The sequence below is a fragment of the Streptomyces sp. NPDC101160 genome (genome assembly GCF_044768205.1).
GTDB lineage: Bacteria > Actinomycetota > Actinomycetes > Streptomycetales > Streptomycetaceae > Streptomyces.
Window position 1 is genome coordinate 445325 of record NZ_JBIWPJ010000007.1, and the last position, 15079, is coordinate 460403.

Consider the following 15079-nt stretch of genomic DNA (forward strand, 5'->3'; position numbering starts at 1 on the left):
GGTTCTCAGAAGCCTTCGAGCGGTGGCGTCGTCCCGGCCGGCGGCACCTCCCAGGGCCGCGCCATCGACGCCCAGACGACGAACGCGACGACCGCCAGTGCGAGCAGCGCCCACCCGATGCGACGGACGATCCGGTCGCGGCGCAGCAGCCGGGTGCCGCGGGCCACGGCCCGGGCGGCGAGGTCGCCCGGCACGTGCGGGTCCTGCCCGGTCTCCATCAGCCGGCGGACCTCGTCCTCCTTGCGCTCGTGACGGTTCACGACGCCTCCCGCAGATGGCTCACGGAGCGGGCGCAGACGGCCCGGATCCGCTCCTCGGGCAGTCCGAGCAGGGCCGCGGTCTGCTCCTCGGCGACCCCCTCGTGCAGCCGGAGCACCACGACGAGCCGCTCCTGCGGCGTGAGCGCGGCGAGCACCCCGCCCCGGCCGCGCTGGTAGCGCCAGGCCGTGCGGGCGAAGCGCAGGGCGAGTTCGGAACGGGTGCGCTGGTACGGATCCTCGCCGCGCAGCCGGTCCCAGTGCGCGTAGGTGTGCGCGAGGGCGCCGGTCAGCAGCCCCTGGGCGAGCGGGTTGCGATGGGCCGGCTCAGCGGTGAGCAGTGTCGCGACACGCAGCAGCCGGCCCGACGCCCCGGCGACGAACGCGTGGAACTCCCGGGTACGAGCGGTGTTTTCGGCTATGTGGCCGGTATGGCTGCTGTTCGACTCGCGCACGTCCTCATATGAGATCAGCGAGCGGCTGTGGTCAAGAGTTCGGCACGGACTTCGGTACGGACTCGTCCTTGGCGGCCGGCAGGCCCGACTGACGTGCGGAGAGCGCCGAGTTGAAGCGCGTGAGCAGCGTGCAGAAGGACTCCCGCTCGGCGGGCGTCCAGTCGTCGGTGACCTCCGCCATCAGCTGCCTGCGCGAGGTGCGGACCTCCTCCAGGCGGGCCTGGCCGCGCGGCGACAGCTGGAGCACCACGGCGCGCCCGTCCTCGGGGTGCGAGGTGCGCTTGACCAGGCCGGTGTCGACGAGCGGGGCGACCTGGCGGGTGACCGTGGAGGAGTCGATGCCCATGCCGGCGGCGAGCGCCTTCACGCCCATCGGGCCTTCCTGGTCGAGTCGGTTGAGCAGCAGATAGGCGGCGCGGTCCATGGAGTTGCGCAGCTGCCCGGTGCCGCCGAGCCGGGTCTGCTCGGCCCGCCGGGCGAAGACGGCCACCTGGTGCTGGAGGGCGTCGAGGAGACCGGGGTCGAGCTCAGTCGTCATGTCCTGGGACGTGGGCATGGCTGTGGTGGCTCTCCTGTGCGGGGACGGTGGGTTTCAGGTGGGTGTTCGGTGCGGTCGGTGGGGGACAGAGTACGCGGACGGGACCCGGTCCGTACCGGCGCTGCGCGAACCGGATTCGAACGGGGTACGGCGGCCGCTCGCCGGGCGGCCCGGCCCTGCGTGAGCTGCGAGACTGCGGTCATGAGCTTCGGTACGCCAGACCCCTTTCACCCTCTGAGCCACTTCCCGAGCCACGGCCGGCCGCGGCCCGCGCACCACGCGCCGCACCCGCCGCTGATCCTCGACGACGTCCGCGGGGCGCAGAAGATGCTCCATGGGGTGGCCCGGGTGACCGCGATGGAGGGCAGCCGCCATCTGTCGGCGCTGCTGGGCACGCCGGTGCACCTCAAGTGCGAGAACCTGCAGCGCACCGGCTCGTTCAAGCTGCGCGGCGCGTACGTACGGATCGCGGGGCTGCGGCCCGAGCAGCGGGCGGCCGGGGTGGTCGCCGCCTCGGCCGGCAACCACGCGCAGGGCGTGGCGCTCGCCTCGCACCTGCTCGGCGTGCACGCGACGGTCTTCATGCCGGTGGGCGCCCCGCTGCCGAAGGTGGCGGCGACCCGGGAGTACGGGGCGGAGGTGCGGCTGCACGGGCACGTGGTGGACGAGACCCTGGCGGCGGCCGAGGAGTACGCGCGGGAGACCGGCGCGGTCTTCATCCACCCCTTCGACCACCCCGACATCATCGCCGGGCAGGGCACGGTCGGCCTGGAGATCCTGGAGCAGTGCCCCGAGGTGCGGACGATTCTGGTCGGCGTCGGCGGCGGCGGTCTGGTGGCGGGGATCGGGCTCGCGGTGAAGTCGGTGCGGCCCGACGTGCGGGTGGTCGGCGTGCAGGCGGAGGGCGCGGCGGCGTACCCGCCCTCGCTCGCGGCCGGGCACCCGGTGGCGATCGACGCGCCGGTCACGATGGCGGACGGCATCAAGGTGGGGCGGCCCGGCGACGTGCCCTTCGGGCTCGTCCAGGAGTACGTGGACGAGGTCCGCACCGTCTCCGAGGACGCGCTCTCCTCGGCGCTGCTGCTCTGCCTGGAGCGGGCGAAGCTCGTCGTCGAACCGGCCGGCGCGAGCACGGTGGCGGCGCTGCTCGCCGACCCGGCGGCGTTCCACGGGCAGGGGCCGGTGGTGGCGGTGCTGTCCGGCGGGAACGTGGACCCGCTGCTCATGCAGCGGGTGCTGCGGCACGGCATGGCGGCCGCGGGCCGCTATCTCAGCCTGCGCCTGAAGGTGACCGACCGGCCGGGGACGCTCGCGACGCTGCTCGCGGTGCTGACGGTGGTCGACGCGAACGTGCTCGACGTCAGTCACCTACGGACCGATCCGCGGCTCGGTCTCACGGAGGCGGAGGTCGAGCTGCACCTGGAGACGAAGGGCCCCGAGCACTGCGAGGAGGTCGCGGCGGCGCTGCGGGACGCGGGGTACACGGTGCTGGGCTGATACCCGGAGCTGTCACAAACCGGTTGTGTATCGCGATGTATCGCGTTAGCGTGTGGTCCAGGTCACTCGCGCGTCGGGCGCTGCCCGCTCGGCGTACCTAGACTTGGACAGAAACTCTCAAATCTAGCCAAATCCGCTGGAAGTCGCTGGGAGAAACACATGCCAGGCGCGATCCACGCCGAAGGTCTGGTGAAGACCTTCGGCGACGTACGAGCACTGGACGGCGTGGACCTCGACGTGCCCGAGGGCACCGTCCTGGGCCTCCTCGGACCGAACGGCGCGGGGAAGACCACGACCGTTCGCGTGCTCACCACGCTCCTCAAACCCGACAGCGGCCGGGCGGTGGTCGCGGGCCTGGATGTGCTCAGGCATCCCAACGAGGTGCGCCGCTCCATCGGTCTGTCGGGTCAGTTCGCGGCCGTCGACGAGTACCTGACCGGCCGCGAGAACCTGCGGATGGTCGGCCGGCTCTACCAGATGGACGGCAGGGCCGCGAAGGTCCGCGCCGGCGAGCTCCTGGAGCGGTTCGACCTCGCCGACGCCGCCGACCGCCCCGCCAAGACCTACTCCGGCGGCATGCGCCGCCGCCTCGACCTCGCCGCCGCCCTCGTCGTCTCCCCGCCCGTCATGTTCATGGACGAGCCCACCACCGGCCTCGACCCCCGCAACCGGCAGGCCCTGTGGGAGGTCATCCAGGAACTCGTCGCGGGCGGCACCACCCTCCTCCTCACCACCCAGTACCTGGAGGAGGCCGACCACCTCGCCCACGACATCTGCGTCGTCGACCACGGCCGCGTCATCGCCCGCGGCACCTCCGACCAGCTCAAGGCCCAGACCGGCGGCGAGCGCGTCGAGGTCGTCGTCCACGACCGCGACATGATCCCGCAGTCCCGTGAGGTCCTGGCCCGCTACGGCCTGGCCGGCATCAGCCACGGCGACATCGCCGTCGAGGAACACACCCGCAAGCTGACCGTCCCCGTCGCCGGTGGCGCCAAGATCCTCGCCGAGGTCATCCGCGACCTGGACGCCCTCGACATCGAGATCGACGACATCGGCCTGCGCCGCCCCACCCTCGACGACGTCTTCATCTCGCTGACGGGCCACGCGGCCGAGCAGCGCGAGGAGGAGGAAAAGAGGGGGAACGGGAAGGCGAACGCGAAGGCGGAGAAGAAGGCGAACAAGAACGCGAACAGGAAGGAGGCCGTCAAGTGACCGCGGTGACCGACACCTTGGCGAAGCCGAAGACGCGCGGCGCCATCGCCCAGTCGATCAGCGACTCGCTGGTCATCACCAAACGCAACCTGATCCGGATGAGCCGCATCCCGGAGATGGTCATCTTCGGACTCATCCAGCCCGTGATGTTCGTGATCCTCTTCACGTACGTCTTCGGCGGCTCGATGAAGATCGGCGACACCACCGACGCGCAGGTCTACAAGAACTTCCTGATGGCCGGCATCTTCGCCCAGACCGTCACCTTCGCCACGGCCGGCGCGGGCGCGGGCATCGCCGACGACATGCACAAGGGCCTGATCGACCGCTTCCGCTCGCTCCCCATGGCCCGCGGCGCCGTCCTCACCGGCCGCACCCTCGCCGACCTCGTCCAGACGGCCCTGACACTGCTCGTCCTCGCGATCGTCGCGCTCATCGTGGGCTGGCGCCCCGGATCCGCGGAGCCCACCAACGCCGCCAGGATCCTGGCCGGCTTCGGTCTGCTGCTCCTCCTCGGATACGCCTTCACCTGGATCGGCGCCCTGATCGGCCTGACCGTGCGCACACCGGAGGCGGCGACCTCCGGCGGTCTGATCTGGCTGTTCCCGGTCACTTTCATCTCGAACGCGTTCGTGGACTCCAACCAGATGACGCCCTGGCTGCAGCACGTCGCCGACTGGAACCCGTTCAGCGCCACCGTGCAGGCCTGCCGCAAGCTCTTCGGCGACCCGGGCCTGTCCCAGTCCCAGGCATGGCCGATGCAGCACCCCGTCTGGGCCTCGCTGATCTACTCGATCGCGATCGTCGTCATCTTCCGGACCCTGTCGGTCCGCAAGTACCGCCGGGCGGAGGGCTGACGCCCCAGCCCATGAGTTGGCCCCCACCCTCGAAGATGGAGGCTTCTTCGTGTTCCGGCACCACATCAGGAGGCATCCTCCCGATGTGGCCGGGCGGCGTACGTTGAACCGGGGGTGACGGCGGGGGTGTTCCCCTTCTCACCCCAGGCGCGGCCGGTGACCTGGCCGGAGCGGATGCCGACCTGGTCGGCGAACAGGATCTCCCCGCCGTCCTTCCTCGCCTTCGCGCGGATCTTCGGCCAGGTCTCCTGATGCCAGCACCGGACAGCATCCGGGTCTTGCTCGACGGCCCGCTTGTCCGGCCGCTGGCAGCCCCCACCGCTTCAGGTACTTGCCCACCCCGGCTCGGTCAGCCTGACCCGGTACAGCTTCGCGATCAGGTCACCGATCAGCCGCCGCGTCCACAGTTGCCCACTGCCCCACGTCACATGGCCGGTGATCGAGGACCGCCTGCCGCGCCGCGGCCTGCTTCGCCTCCCCGAGCACCTGGTGCACCCCGACCGGCTTACCTCGCGGGCACATGACCAGCGCCTCCCGCCCGCCGGCCTGCCACTTCGCCCCCAGATGTCTATCGCCTTCAGCGACACCCCGAACACCGCCGCCACGCCCTCACGGCCCCGCCCCGCCACCAACGCGGCCACCGCCCGCAGTCGCAAGGCCTCCTGCGCCGACGGCGACAGATGCCGCGCGTCCCCCACCAGATCGCTCACACCCAGCTGAACGACCCAGAATCACAAGCGTTTCGGATCAATGCCAAGAGAGTTCCAGGCTGCTGCCCCAGTAAACGTCTGCGTCTCTATTGATATTTGGCATTTCGTAGTCGTTTAGCGAAGCGAAACCGCTAAGGAATTCGGGATCCAGCTTGCTGGTGTGGTAGTACTCGCCGATGGAGCGGACGGATAGGCAATCCTCCCAGTAGTACCAGCCGGCAGCCAGGGAAATGGACCGCCAGGTGTAGGTCGAGCCATCGGTTGTGGTTAGGGACCCCAGTCCAACGTGCCTCCATATGTAGTTCCCCTGGGCCAAATATATGCGTCGACTGACGCATGAATGCGCATTGAGGTCGACAGGGTGTTCGGCCATGAATTGGGTGCGGGCGTTGTAGGCGATGCCCCCTTCCCTGGCGGTCGAAGGGAGTGCAGATCCCAAAGTGATAAGGGATGCGATGCAAGCGACGACAGTCGCGTTCTTGAGTTTACTCATTTTCCCCCCAGAAATTAGATTCTCCGAATTTTTGCATGCGGTCGCAGGTTCGGCAAGGGGGTAAACGACCCGCCGCCGACCTCATAGGGGGTACCCATAGGCATAGCTGTTCGTGTCAAGGAGTCTCGACTGGCTCCCGGCAGTCCTCGCCGCCGAGCAGCACCACGAAACCCCTGGGCGTGGGCCAAGCGCGGCGGGGATACTGTGTAGCTGCTCAGCCCGCGCAAATGCCCGCGTCGTCCTGCGGGGCGAGGTGGGCGCCCGTCCGGCAAGGTCCGCCGCGGAATGGTCCTTGCCGATCGCTGCGTAATAGAGCACCAAGCCCCGGCAGAAAGGAATATTCCCGAGGCCCTGGTCACGTGCGGTGCGCCTCCGGCCCTTGGGCAGCATGAACAATTGCTGGAGGTCTTCCGCATGCGTCGGTGCGGAAGCACCGGTCGGCGATGGTGCGTCGGCTCCGCTTCTCCGGCCCAGGCTCCGGGTCAGGGCATGTACACAGATACAACCAGGTTGTTGAACGGAAGGAACACAGCCCCTCCAGCGGCCAGCACCTCGTGGGGGACCAGCTGATCTTCGTCGACGTCGTCGGGTAGTTTTGCATCGCGCCTTCCGATGTCCGGGTACTCGGTCGACCCGGATATCGGGATGGATCGCACCTCTTGCTTGGCCGCGACCAGTGCCCGGTCGCCCGCGAAATAGGCCAGACCCGCCGGCGCGTCGGCGTAGGTATCCGTGCGCCTTAGCTCTCGCCCGCTGTCCAGGTCATAGGTGACCAGGATCTTGGCGCTCCGGGCGTCCTTCTCACTGACGACGGCCACCGTCCCGTCCGCCTTCACCGCGAGGCCGCCCGTGATCCTCAGACCCGCCCCCAGTGTGCGCTTCAGCCGCAGGGTCCGGGCGTCGAGCACGGGGATGCCGCCGTCCGGTGAAGTCGAGCAGAGCACCGAATCTTCGTGCACGACCATCGTGGCGCACTGCACGCCGTCTGCGCCCCGCGCGGTCTCGCGGCCCGTCACCGCGTCAAGCGCCACCGGCACGACCCCCTTCACCGTCACGTACACCCGGCCCCCGGCGGCGACCAACTGCTCCGGGATGGCGCCGAGGTCGTGCCGCCACAGCTCCTTGCCGCCGCCCTTGCCGTCCAACTTCATGGCGGTGACCAGGCCCTTGCCCGGGTCCATGCGGTTCAGATAGGTGGAGTAGAGGATGTCGTCGAGCAGGTCGGAGTCCTTCTCGGCCCAGTCGCGGCCGGGCGCCGGGACCTTGCCGCGTTCCTTGCCGTCCTCTACGCCGTATGCGGTCAGGCCATCCCGGCCGGTGATGTACGCGGTGTCGCCGACGACCGCCGGATACCCAGGAGACGACGGCACACCTTCGTCCTCGGCCGTCAGCCGGGGCGGCACCGACCACAGCTTCGTGCCGTCCGCGGCTCGCAGTCCGACGGCCGCACCTCCGCTCCCGGCGCACACCAGAGCCCTGGGATGCAGAGCACAACCGTCGATGTCCGTGTCGAGTCTCGCCGTCCATGGCGACCAGCCCGCCGGGCGGAACGCGCGGTCCGTGGCCGGCTTGCCGTAGTCGCCGGTGTGGCCCTCGCCGCCGTACGGCAGGACGACCTCGCTCAGCGTCCGGGCGGCGCCCGGACCGGAGGTCGAGGGGGAGGCGGAGGCCGAGGCGGAAGGCCCCCGACCTGTTGAACCACCCTCCTCGCTCTGCCGGTTGATCAGCACCACGCCGACCGTCCCCACCACGGCCACCGCGACCGCCACGGCCGCGAGCCGCCCCCACGGGCGCCGCCGCGCCTCCACTGTTCCCGCGATGGTGGAAGGCCGCTCGCCCAGCGCCGTGGGGGAGTACGGCACCTGGACGACGGGTGCGAGCGTCGGCATGTCCGCCATGCCCGCCCCGGACGAGGCCGCCTCACCGATCCGCCGAGCCGCGTCCCCGTACTCCGCGAGCAGCGAGAGCACCCCGCCCGGCCACGGAAAGACCTCCTGGGCCTCACCACTGCCGAGCAGTTCCACCAGCTCCGCCGCCGACGGCCGCTCCGCCGGATCCAGCCGCAGGCAGCGCGACACGATCGGACGCAACTCCTCCGGCACGCCCGACAGTTCGGCCTCGGCCCGGCTGATCCGGTAGATCACCGCCGCCATCTCGTCGTCCTGGAACGGCCCCTGCCCGCTCGCCGCGAACGCCAGCGCCGCGCCCAGGCAGAAGACGTCCGACGCGGGCACGACGGCCCGGCTGCCGATGAGGTGCTCGGGTGACATGAAGCCTGGCGAGCCGACGACCAGGCCCGTCGAGGTCAGCGCCGTCGCCTCGAAGGCCTGCGCGATGCCGAAGTCGATGAGCTTGGGCCCGGTGGCGCCGAGCAGCACGTTCGCTGGCTTCAGGTCCCGGTGCAGCACCTGCGCCCCGTGCACGGCGTCCAACGCCCGGGCCAGCGTGGCCCCGAGGGCCCGTACCGCCCCGACCGGCAGCGCCCCGGTGCGTACGACGGCCTCGGCGAGCGAGGGGCCCGGCACGTACTCGGTCGCCAGCCACGGCGCGGGCGCGTCGGCGTCCGCGTCGACGAGCCGGGCCGCGTACGGGCTGTCCACCGCCCGCGCCGCCGTGATCTCACGCCGGAAGCGGGTCCGGAAGTCCTCGTCGAGCTCCAGCTCCTCCCGTACGGTCTTCACCGCGACCATGCGGTACGGATCGGCCGTCGGCTCGTCGGCGCGGCAGGCCAGATGGACCTCGCCCATGCCGCCGGCGCCGAGCCTGGCGAGCAGCCGGTAGGGACCGACGAGCCGCGGCGGCCCGGCGGGCAGTTTTTCGAGCACGTTCAACGCGCCTTTCTGCTGGGCTACTTGGGGAGTTCGACGGAGGTCACAACCCCCTGGTCGTACACCAGATAGGCGATCCCGCCGACCGGCAGCACATCGGGGGCACGGAGCATGTCGTCGTACGACACCCCGTTTGCCGGGTCCGCGGGCTGCTTCTCGGCCCGCGGACCAGGTGCCCCCGGCACCGGAGTGGCCTTGAGGCCGGCCGGTGTCCCGTCCGCGCCGAGCCGCACGGTGTACAGCGTGGAGTAGTCGGCGTACACCACCTGGTCGCCCGCGATCAGCGGCGCCGACCAGGCCCGGGACAGCCCGGCGGGGATGGCCTGAGCCTGGTAGGCACCCAACGTCTTGCCGTTGCGCGGGTCGTAGACCTTCAAGCCGCCGCTCTCGCTGTCGAGTCCGACCGCTGCCCGCGTGGTGAGGACCTGCGGGCCCACCTTCGCGACGGACGCCGGAAGGCTGCCCTTCGTGGCGAGCGTGGTGGCGTCGAGCAGATGCAGATTCTCCGCCCCACCCGAGGTGTGCGAGATGTCGGCGCAGTAGGCGTTCGCCCCGAGGACTTTGATCTTCTCGCAGGTGCGCGCGTCCTCGTCGACCTGGCCGCGTACCGCGCCGGTTGTACCGTCGTAGGCGATGAGCCCGCCGTCACTGAGTGCGTACACCGTGTCGTTCGCGTAGGCGACCGGTTCGAAGTCCTTGTACTCGGATCGCGCGATCACACCATTGGTGAGCGCCTTCGACCACAGCTCCTTGCCGTCGGCGAGTGCGTAGGCCGTGATGCCGACGTTCTCCAGTTGGACGTCCTCGGTCGTCGGGGTGGCTACGAAGACCTTGCCGTCCGCGACGATGGGGCGGCTGTCCTTGCCTTGCTGCGCCCATGCCTTCTTCTCCCACCGGACCGCGCCGGTGCGGGCGTCCCGTACCTGGACTGTGAGCCCCGAGGCCAGGACGACCACCCCGTCGTGGACAGTGGGACGTGCCGTGTCGCCGGCGATGAAGATGCCGCCGGTGGGGCCGACGAAGCTGCGGTGGTTCCGCGGATCCTTGATCAGGTCGGCTTCCCACAACTTTTTGCCGTTCGCCGGGTCGAGCGCCTCGTACCAGCCGTCCGTCCGCCGGCACACCAGCGCCTTCTCGTTCGCCGAGCAGCCGAGCGCGGGCGTCCTCAGCTTCGTCCGCCACGGCTGCCAGGCGGCCGGGCGCTGCGCGGCGCTCTGCGGGACGATCCCGGAGGCGTCGGCGAGGCCCCGGTCGTCCACGCCCGGGATACGGGGCACGGAGGGCGCGGGCGCGCCCGCCACGGGCTTCTTCGGTGCAGGCTCCGGCCAGAGCAGGTACGTGCCGAGCCCGCCGCCCAGCACGGCCAGCGCCACCACGGCGGCGATCAGCCCCCGGCGCCGCCGCTTCCGCGGCGTGTCCGCGGTCGGCGCCCCGGTCGGCGCCACCGTCGGCGCGAAGTGCAGCCCCGGCGGGCCTGAGGTCACCACGGGCGCGTTCGCCGGTACCGCCGGCACCTCGACCAGCGGGCCGCCCGCCGCGACGAGCTGGGCGAGCTCGCGCCCGTACTCGCCGATGTGCTCCCGTACGGCCTCCGGCCAGGTGGGGAGCCGCCCGCCGTCGCCGCCCAGGAGGTCGACCAGCGCCTCGGGCGTGGGCCGGGTCTCCGGATCCCGTGCCAGGCACGCGGCGATCACGGGCCGCAGCTCCTCCGGCACCCGGTCCAGGTCCGCCTCGGCCTGCGAGACGCGGTAGAGGACGGCCGCCAGTGGGCCGTCGCCGAACGGGTCCTCGCCGGTCGCCGCGTAACAGAGGACGGAGCCCAGGCAGAAGACGTCGGAGGTGCCGGTGACGTGCCGCGCGCCCGCCACGTGCTCGGGCGACATGAAGGCGGGCGTGCCGACCATCATCCCGGTCGCGGTCATCGTGGTGGCGCCGCTGGCGCGCGCGATGCCGAAGTCGATCAGGCGCGGGCCGTCGACGGCGAGCATGACGTTGCCGGGCTTGAGGTCGCGGTGCAGCACCCCGGACGCGTGGATGTCGGCGAGGGCGCGGGCGATGCGCGCGCCCAGGGCGCGCACGGTGGCGACGGGCAGCGGGCCGCCCCGGCGGACGGCCTGGGAGAGGCTGGGCCCGGGGACGTAGGCGGTGGCGAGCCACGGCACCTCGGCGTCGGCGTCCCCGCCGAGCGGCGCGGCGGCGTAGGCGCTGCGCACCAGGCCCGCGACCTTGATCTCCCGGCGGAAGCGGTCGCGGAAGGCGGGCTCGCCGGCGACGTCACGGCGCACGGTCTTGACGGCGACGTACTCACCGGAGGGCAGACCGTGCCCACCGGGGCCGTCGGTCGCCCGGTCACCGCCTCCGGGACCGCCGACGTGCGGCGCGTCGGTCGCCCCGTCGACGACTCCAGGGCCGCCTACGTGAGCGGCCTTCGCGGTCTTCGCGTCCTTCGAGCCCGGCCCGGTGTCCCGGCCCAGGTACACCTCGCCCATCCCGCCGGCGCCGAGCCGGGCCAGGATCTCGTACGGGCCGATCCGTCGTGGCGCGCCCTCGCGCAGCGGTCCCAGCACCTGCCCCGTCCCCCTCGTGTGGCTGATGAGCTGATCATTACATGGGCATGACGAAGGGCCGGACCCGTCCGGTTTCACGGGGTCCGGCCCTTCACACGCGCAGTGTTCAGACGGCTCGGCTCAGCCGGTGTACGGCTTCGCGCCGAGGATCTTCACCATCGCCATCTTGCCGTTCGGCAGCTCGTACTCGGCCTCGTCACCGACCGACTTGCCGATGACGCCGACGCCCAGCGGGGACTGCGGCGAGTACGTCTCGATGGTGTCGCTCGCGTACTCGCGCGAGGCGAGCAGGAAGGTCATGGTGTCGTCCTCGTCGCCGTCGAAGGCGATGGTCACGACCATGCCGGGGCCGACCACACCGGTGTCCTCCGGGGCCTCGCCCACCTTGGCGTTCTCCAGGAGCTGGGTGAGCTGGCGGACCCGGAGCTCCTGCTTGCCCTGCTCCTCCTTGGCCGCGTGGTACCCGCCGTTCTCGCGCAGGTCGCCCTCCTCGCGCGCCGCGGCGATCTTGGCGGCGATCTCGGTACGCGCGGGACCAGACAGGTACTCAAGCTCGTCCTTGAGCTTGTTGTACGCCTCCTGGGTGAGCCAGGTGACGTTGTCGCTGGTCTGGGTCACAGGTGCTCCTCGTAGGTACTGGGAATACAAAGCTCGCCCTGCGCGAATGCGCACGCGGCAGCTTCGGCATCAGCTTCCGCTTCCAGCGTGCGCCTTTCGAACGGGCGAAACCACGAGCCTAACAATGAGTGGCGAAAAGCGGGAGGACATAAACCACGGACTTTGCGTCACCCCAGGTCACCGGGGTGACCCCACGGAGGCTCTTCCCGTCCTCCCTACCCACCGCTACCGGGCTGTACACCCCAGCAGCTCGGCGTTGGTCGCCTTCGCCGTCGTACGGATCGAGTAGACCTTGTCGAGGCGGGCGCCGGGCTCGTCGACGCGGATGTCCTTGCGGCCGACCTCGGTGCCGTCGGCGGAGCGCGAGCGCAGGGTGCAGACGCCCTTGGCGTCGGCGTCCTTGCGGATCTCCAGGTGCACCTGGACCTCGGTGTCGCTGACGACCTCGAACTTGATCAGCTCGGCGCTGATCTTGTTGTCGGCGACGTAGTACCAGCCGAACCAGCCGATCATGGCCAGGAAAAGGGTGCCGAGGACGGCGCCGGTGATCTTGAGCTTGCGGTCGGCGCGCTCGTCCGCGGAGCGCCCGTAGCGCCCCTCGGGCAGCGACTCTCGCACCGCGCTCATGATCGTTCCTCTCGCCGCGGGCCGACCCGGCGCCGCGCGCCAGGGGGCCGGAATTTTTCGCACCCCCGATTCCGTCACTATAGAGACCTTGCCAGGCGACGAATCACTGAGGATCGAGTCTTGACTGAGCAGCTGCGACTGATGGCCGTTCACGCCCACCCCGACGACGAGTCGAGCAAGGGCGCGGCGACCATGGCCAAGTACGTGTCCGAGGGGGTGGAGGTCCTGGTGGTGACCTGCACGGGCGGCGAGCGCGGCTCGATCCTCAACCCGAAGCTCCAGGGCGACCCGTACATCGAGGCGAACATCCACGAGGTGCGCCGCAAGGAGATGGACGAGGCCCGCGAGATCCTCGGCGTCAAGCAGGAGTGGCTCGGTTTCGTCGACTCGGGCCTGCCCGAGGGTGACCCGCTGCCGCCGCTGCCCGAGGGCTGCTTCGCCCTGGAGGACGTGGACGCGGCGGCCGGCCGGCTCGTCCGCAAGATCCGCGCCTTCCGTCCGCAGGTCATCACGACCTACGACGAGAACGGCGGGTACCCGCACCCGGACCACATCATGACCCACAAGATCACGATGGTGGCCTTCGAGGGCGCGACCGACACCGAGAAGTACCCCGAGGACGAGTTCGGCCCGGCGTACCAGCCGCAGAAGCTCTACTACAACCAGGGCTTCAACCGTCCCCGCACCGAGGCCCTGCACGAGGCCCTCCTCGCCCGCGGCCTGGAGTCCCCGTACGGCGACTGGCTCAAGCGCTGGGACGAGTTCTCCCGCAAGCCGCGCACGCTCACCACCTACGTGCCGTGCGCGGAGTTCTTCGAGACCCGCGACAAGGCCCTGATCGCCCACCGCACCCAGATCGACCCCGACGGCGGCTGGTTCCGGGTCCCGATGGAGATCCAGAAGGAGGTCTGGCCGACGGAGGAGTACGAGCTCAGCAAGTCCCTCGTCGACACCTCCCTCCCCGAGAGCGACCTCTTCGCGGGCATCCGCGACAATGACTGACATGAGCGCACACCTGGCACTGACCCAGCTCGTCCCGTTCGCCGCCAAGGAACTGGACCAGAACAAGGTGACCCCCGGCGTCCTCGGCTTCGTCGTCTTCGCCGTCCTGGCCCTCGCGGTCTGGGGCCTGATGAAGTCCATGAACCGCCACATGCACAAGATCGACTTCACCGAGGCCCCCGACCCGGCGCCGGCCGGCGCCTCGGGCGCGTCCCCCGAGGGCGCGGCGAAGTAGCGGTACACACGCGCACGGGCCCCGGCAGCGCCGGGGCCCGTACCCGCGCTGCCTGCGCCTCCGCCCCCGTGTCCCGACGCCCGGCGCCCTGACGCCTCCGCCACCGTGCCCTGACGCCCCCGCGCTCTGACGCCCCCGTGCCCTGAGGTGTCCGCGCCCGTGCCCTGACGCGTCCGCCCTGCCCCGTCGGCCCTAACGCGCCGGCCGGAACGTGCGTCGGTACGCGTGTGGCGTGACGCCCGTCGCCGCGCGCAGGTGGCGGCGCAGCGAGACGCCGGTGCCGAGGCCCGACCGGGCGGCGACGACGTCGACCGGGAGGTCGGTGGTCTCCAGGAGGTGGCGGGCCAGGTCGACGCGGCGGGCGATCAGCCATTCGCCCGGGCTGGTGCCGGTCTCGTCGCGGAAGCGGCGGGTGAAGGTGCGCACGCTGACGTTGGCGTGGGCGGCCATGTCGGCCAGGCTGAGGGGTTCGCCGAGGTGTTCCATGAGCCAGGCCTGGGTGCGGGCGGTGCCGGGAGTGGTCGGCTCGGGGACGGGGCGGCGGATGTACTGGGCCTGGCCGCCCTCGCGCCAGGGCGGTACGACACAGTCGCGGGCGACCTGGTTCGCGACCTCGCTGCCGTGGTCGCGGCGGACGATGTGCAGGCACAGGTCGATGCCCGCGGCCACCCCGGCGGAGGTGAGGACGTCGCCGTCGTCGACGAAGAGGACGTCGGGGTCGATGCGTACGCGGGTGAACAGGCGCTGGAGGTGGTCCGCCTCGTGCCAGTGGGTGGTGGCGGGGCGGCCGTCGAGCAGCCCGGCCGCGGCGAGCACGTAACTGCCGGTGCAGATCGCCACCATGCGGGTGCCGGGCCGGATCGCGGCCAGGGCCGTGCGCAGCTCCTCGGGCAGCCTGCCCTCCTCGCGGATGGGGCCGAGGCCGTGGGACGGCGGGATGACGACGGTGTCGACGGCGGCGAGCAGCGAGGCGTCGTGGGAGACGGTGAGGTCGTAGTCGGCCTCGGCGCGGACCGGGCGGCCGTCCACGCTGCAGGTGGTGACGGAGTAGAGCGGGTCGCCCGAGGTGTCACGCGCGACGCCGAAGATGCGGGCGGGTATGCCGAGTTCGAAGGGGACGACCCCGTCCAGGGCCAGGACGCCGACACGGTGCATGGCCCGATCCTTTCACTCCGTGACCGCAGGG

13 protein-coding genes and 1 pseudogene are annotated in these 15079 nt (G+C 71.0%); 5 read left to right on the top strand and 9 right to left on the bottom strand.

The window, feature by feature from the left end:
- Positions 1–5: 5 nt before the first annotated feature.
- From ACIRSU_RS24760 to ACIRSU_RS24770, 3 genes are read right to left on the bottom strand one after another with little or no spacing between them, the layout of a single operon-like run.
- Positions 6–260, bottom strand: coding sequence for a hypothetical protein (locus ACIRSU_RS24760; protein WP_403795959.1), 255 nt, complete (start codon positions 258–260; stop codon positions 6–8).
- Positions 257–712: a sigma factor-like helix-turn-helix DNA-binding protein gene (locus ACIRSU_RS24765; RefSeq protein ID WP_403795962.1), complete on the bottom strand. Its 456-nt coding sequence runs from the start codon at positions 710–712 to the stop codon at positions 257–259. Before ACIRSU_RS24765 ends, ACIRSU_RS24760 begins: the two co-directional genes overlap by 4 nt.
- 31 nt (positions 713–743) lie before the next feature.
- Positions 744–1268 carry a MarR family winged helix-turn-helix transcriptional regulator gene (locus ACIRSU_RS24770; RefSeq protein ID WP_403795965.1) on the bottom strand — a complete coding sequence of 175 codons (525 nt, stop codon included), beginning with the start codon at positions 1266–1268 and terminating at the stop codon, positions 744–746.
- A gap of 183 nt (positions 1269–1451) precedes the next feature.
- On the opposite strand from ACIRSU_RS24770, the gene ilvA reads away from it, so the two are divergent.
- The 3 genes from ilvA to ACIRSU_RS24785 all read left to right on the top strand — a co-directional run bounded on the left by ilvA (position 1452) and on the right by ACIRSU_RS24785 (position 4813).
- Entirely contained in the window at positions 1452–2747 is a 1296-nt protein-coding gene (ilvA, locus tag ACIRSU_RS24775) for a threonine ammonia-lyase (protein ID WP_403795968.1), read from the top strand.
- Between the two features lie 159 nt (positions 2748–2906).
- The gene (locus ACIRSU_RS24780) at positions 2907–3959 is read left to right on the top strand and encodes an ATP-binding cassette domain-containing protein (protein WP_403795970.1); all 1053 of its coding nucleotides are present in this window, start codon (positions 2907–2909) and stop codon (positions 3957–3959) included.
- Complete coding sequence (locus ACIRSU_RS24785; RefSeq protein ID WP_403795973.1) at positions 3956–4813, top strand: ABC transporter permease; 858 nt, start codon at positions 3956–3958, stop codon at positions 4811–4813. The genes ACIRSU_RS24780 and ACIRSU_RS24785 overlap by 4 nt, the downstream gene beginning before the upstream one ends.
- 116 nt (positions 4814–4929) lie before the next feature.
- Here the strand turns inward: ACIRSU_RS24785 and ACIRSU_RS24790 are convergent.
- The 5 genes and pseudogenes from ACIRSU_RS24790 to ACIRSU_RS24810 form a co-directional block, all read right to left on the bottom strand.
- Positions 4930–5463: pseudogene (locus ACIRSU_RS24790) on the bottom strand (winged helix-turn-helix domain-containing protein); the annotation flags it as partial.
- Between the two features lie 1035 nt (positions 5464–6498).
- Positions 6499–8841 carry a serine/threonine-protein kinase gene (locus tag ACIRSU_RS24795; RefSeq protein WP_403796485.1) on the bottom strand — a complete coding sequence of 781 codons (2343 nt, stop codon included), beginning with the start codon at positions 8839–8841 and terminating at the stop codon, positions 6499–6501.
- A gap of 23 nt (positions 8842–8864) precedes the next feature.
- Entirely contained in the window at positions 8865–11411 is a 2547-nt protein-coding gene (locus tag ACIRSU_RS24800) for a protein kinase (RefSeq protein ID WP_403795976.1), read from the bottom strand.
- Between the two features lie 120 nt (positions 11412–11531).
- Complete coding sequence (greA, locus tag ACIRSU_RS24805) at positions 11532–12029, bottom strand: transcription elongation factor GreA (RefSeq protein WP_403795979.1); 498 nt, start codon at positions 12027–12029, stop codon at positions 11532–11534.
- Positions 12030–12254: 225 nt separating this feature from the next.
- Entirely contained in the window at positions 12255–12656 is a 402-nt protein-coding gene (locus ACIRSU_RS24810; RefSeq protein ID WP_403795982.1) for a DUF4307 domain-containing protein, read from the bottom strand.
- A 120-nt stretch (positions 12657–12776) separates the two neighbouring features.
- Here ACIRSU_RS24810 and mca point away from each other — a divergent pair, with 120 nt between their 5' ends.
- Positions 12777–13658: a mycothiol conjugate amidase Mca gene (gene mca, locus ACIRSU_RS24815; RefSeq protein WP_403795984.1), complete on the top strand. Its 882-nt coding sequence runs from the start codon at positions 12777–12779 to the stop codon at positions 13656–13658.
- Positions 13651–13893 carry a hypothetical protein gene (locus tag ACIRSU_RS24820; RefSeq protein WP_403795987.1) on the top strand — a complete coding sequence of 81 codons (243 nt, stop codon included), beginning with the start codon at positions 13651–13653 and terminating at the stop codon, positions 13891–13893. The genes mca and ACIRSU_RS24820 overlap by 8 nt, the downstream gene beginning before the upstream one ends.
- A 192-nt stretch (positions 13894–14085) precedes the next feature.
- Here ACIRSU_RS24820 and ACIRSU_RS24825 read toward each other — a convergent pair whose 3' ends face one another.
- Positions 14086–15048, bottom strand: coding sequence for a GlxA family transcriptional regulator (locus ACIRSU_RS24825; RefSeq protein ID WP_403795988.1), 963 nt, complete (start codon positions 15046–15048; stop codon positions 14086–14088).
- Positions 15049–15079 lie beyond the last annotated feature (31 nt).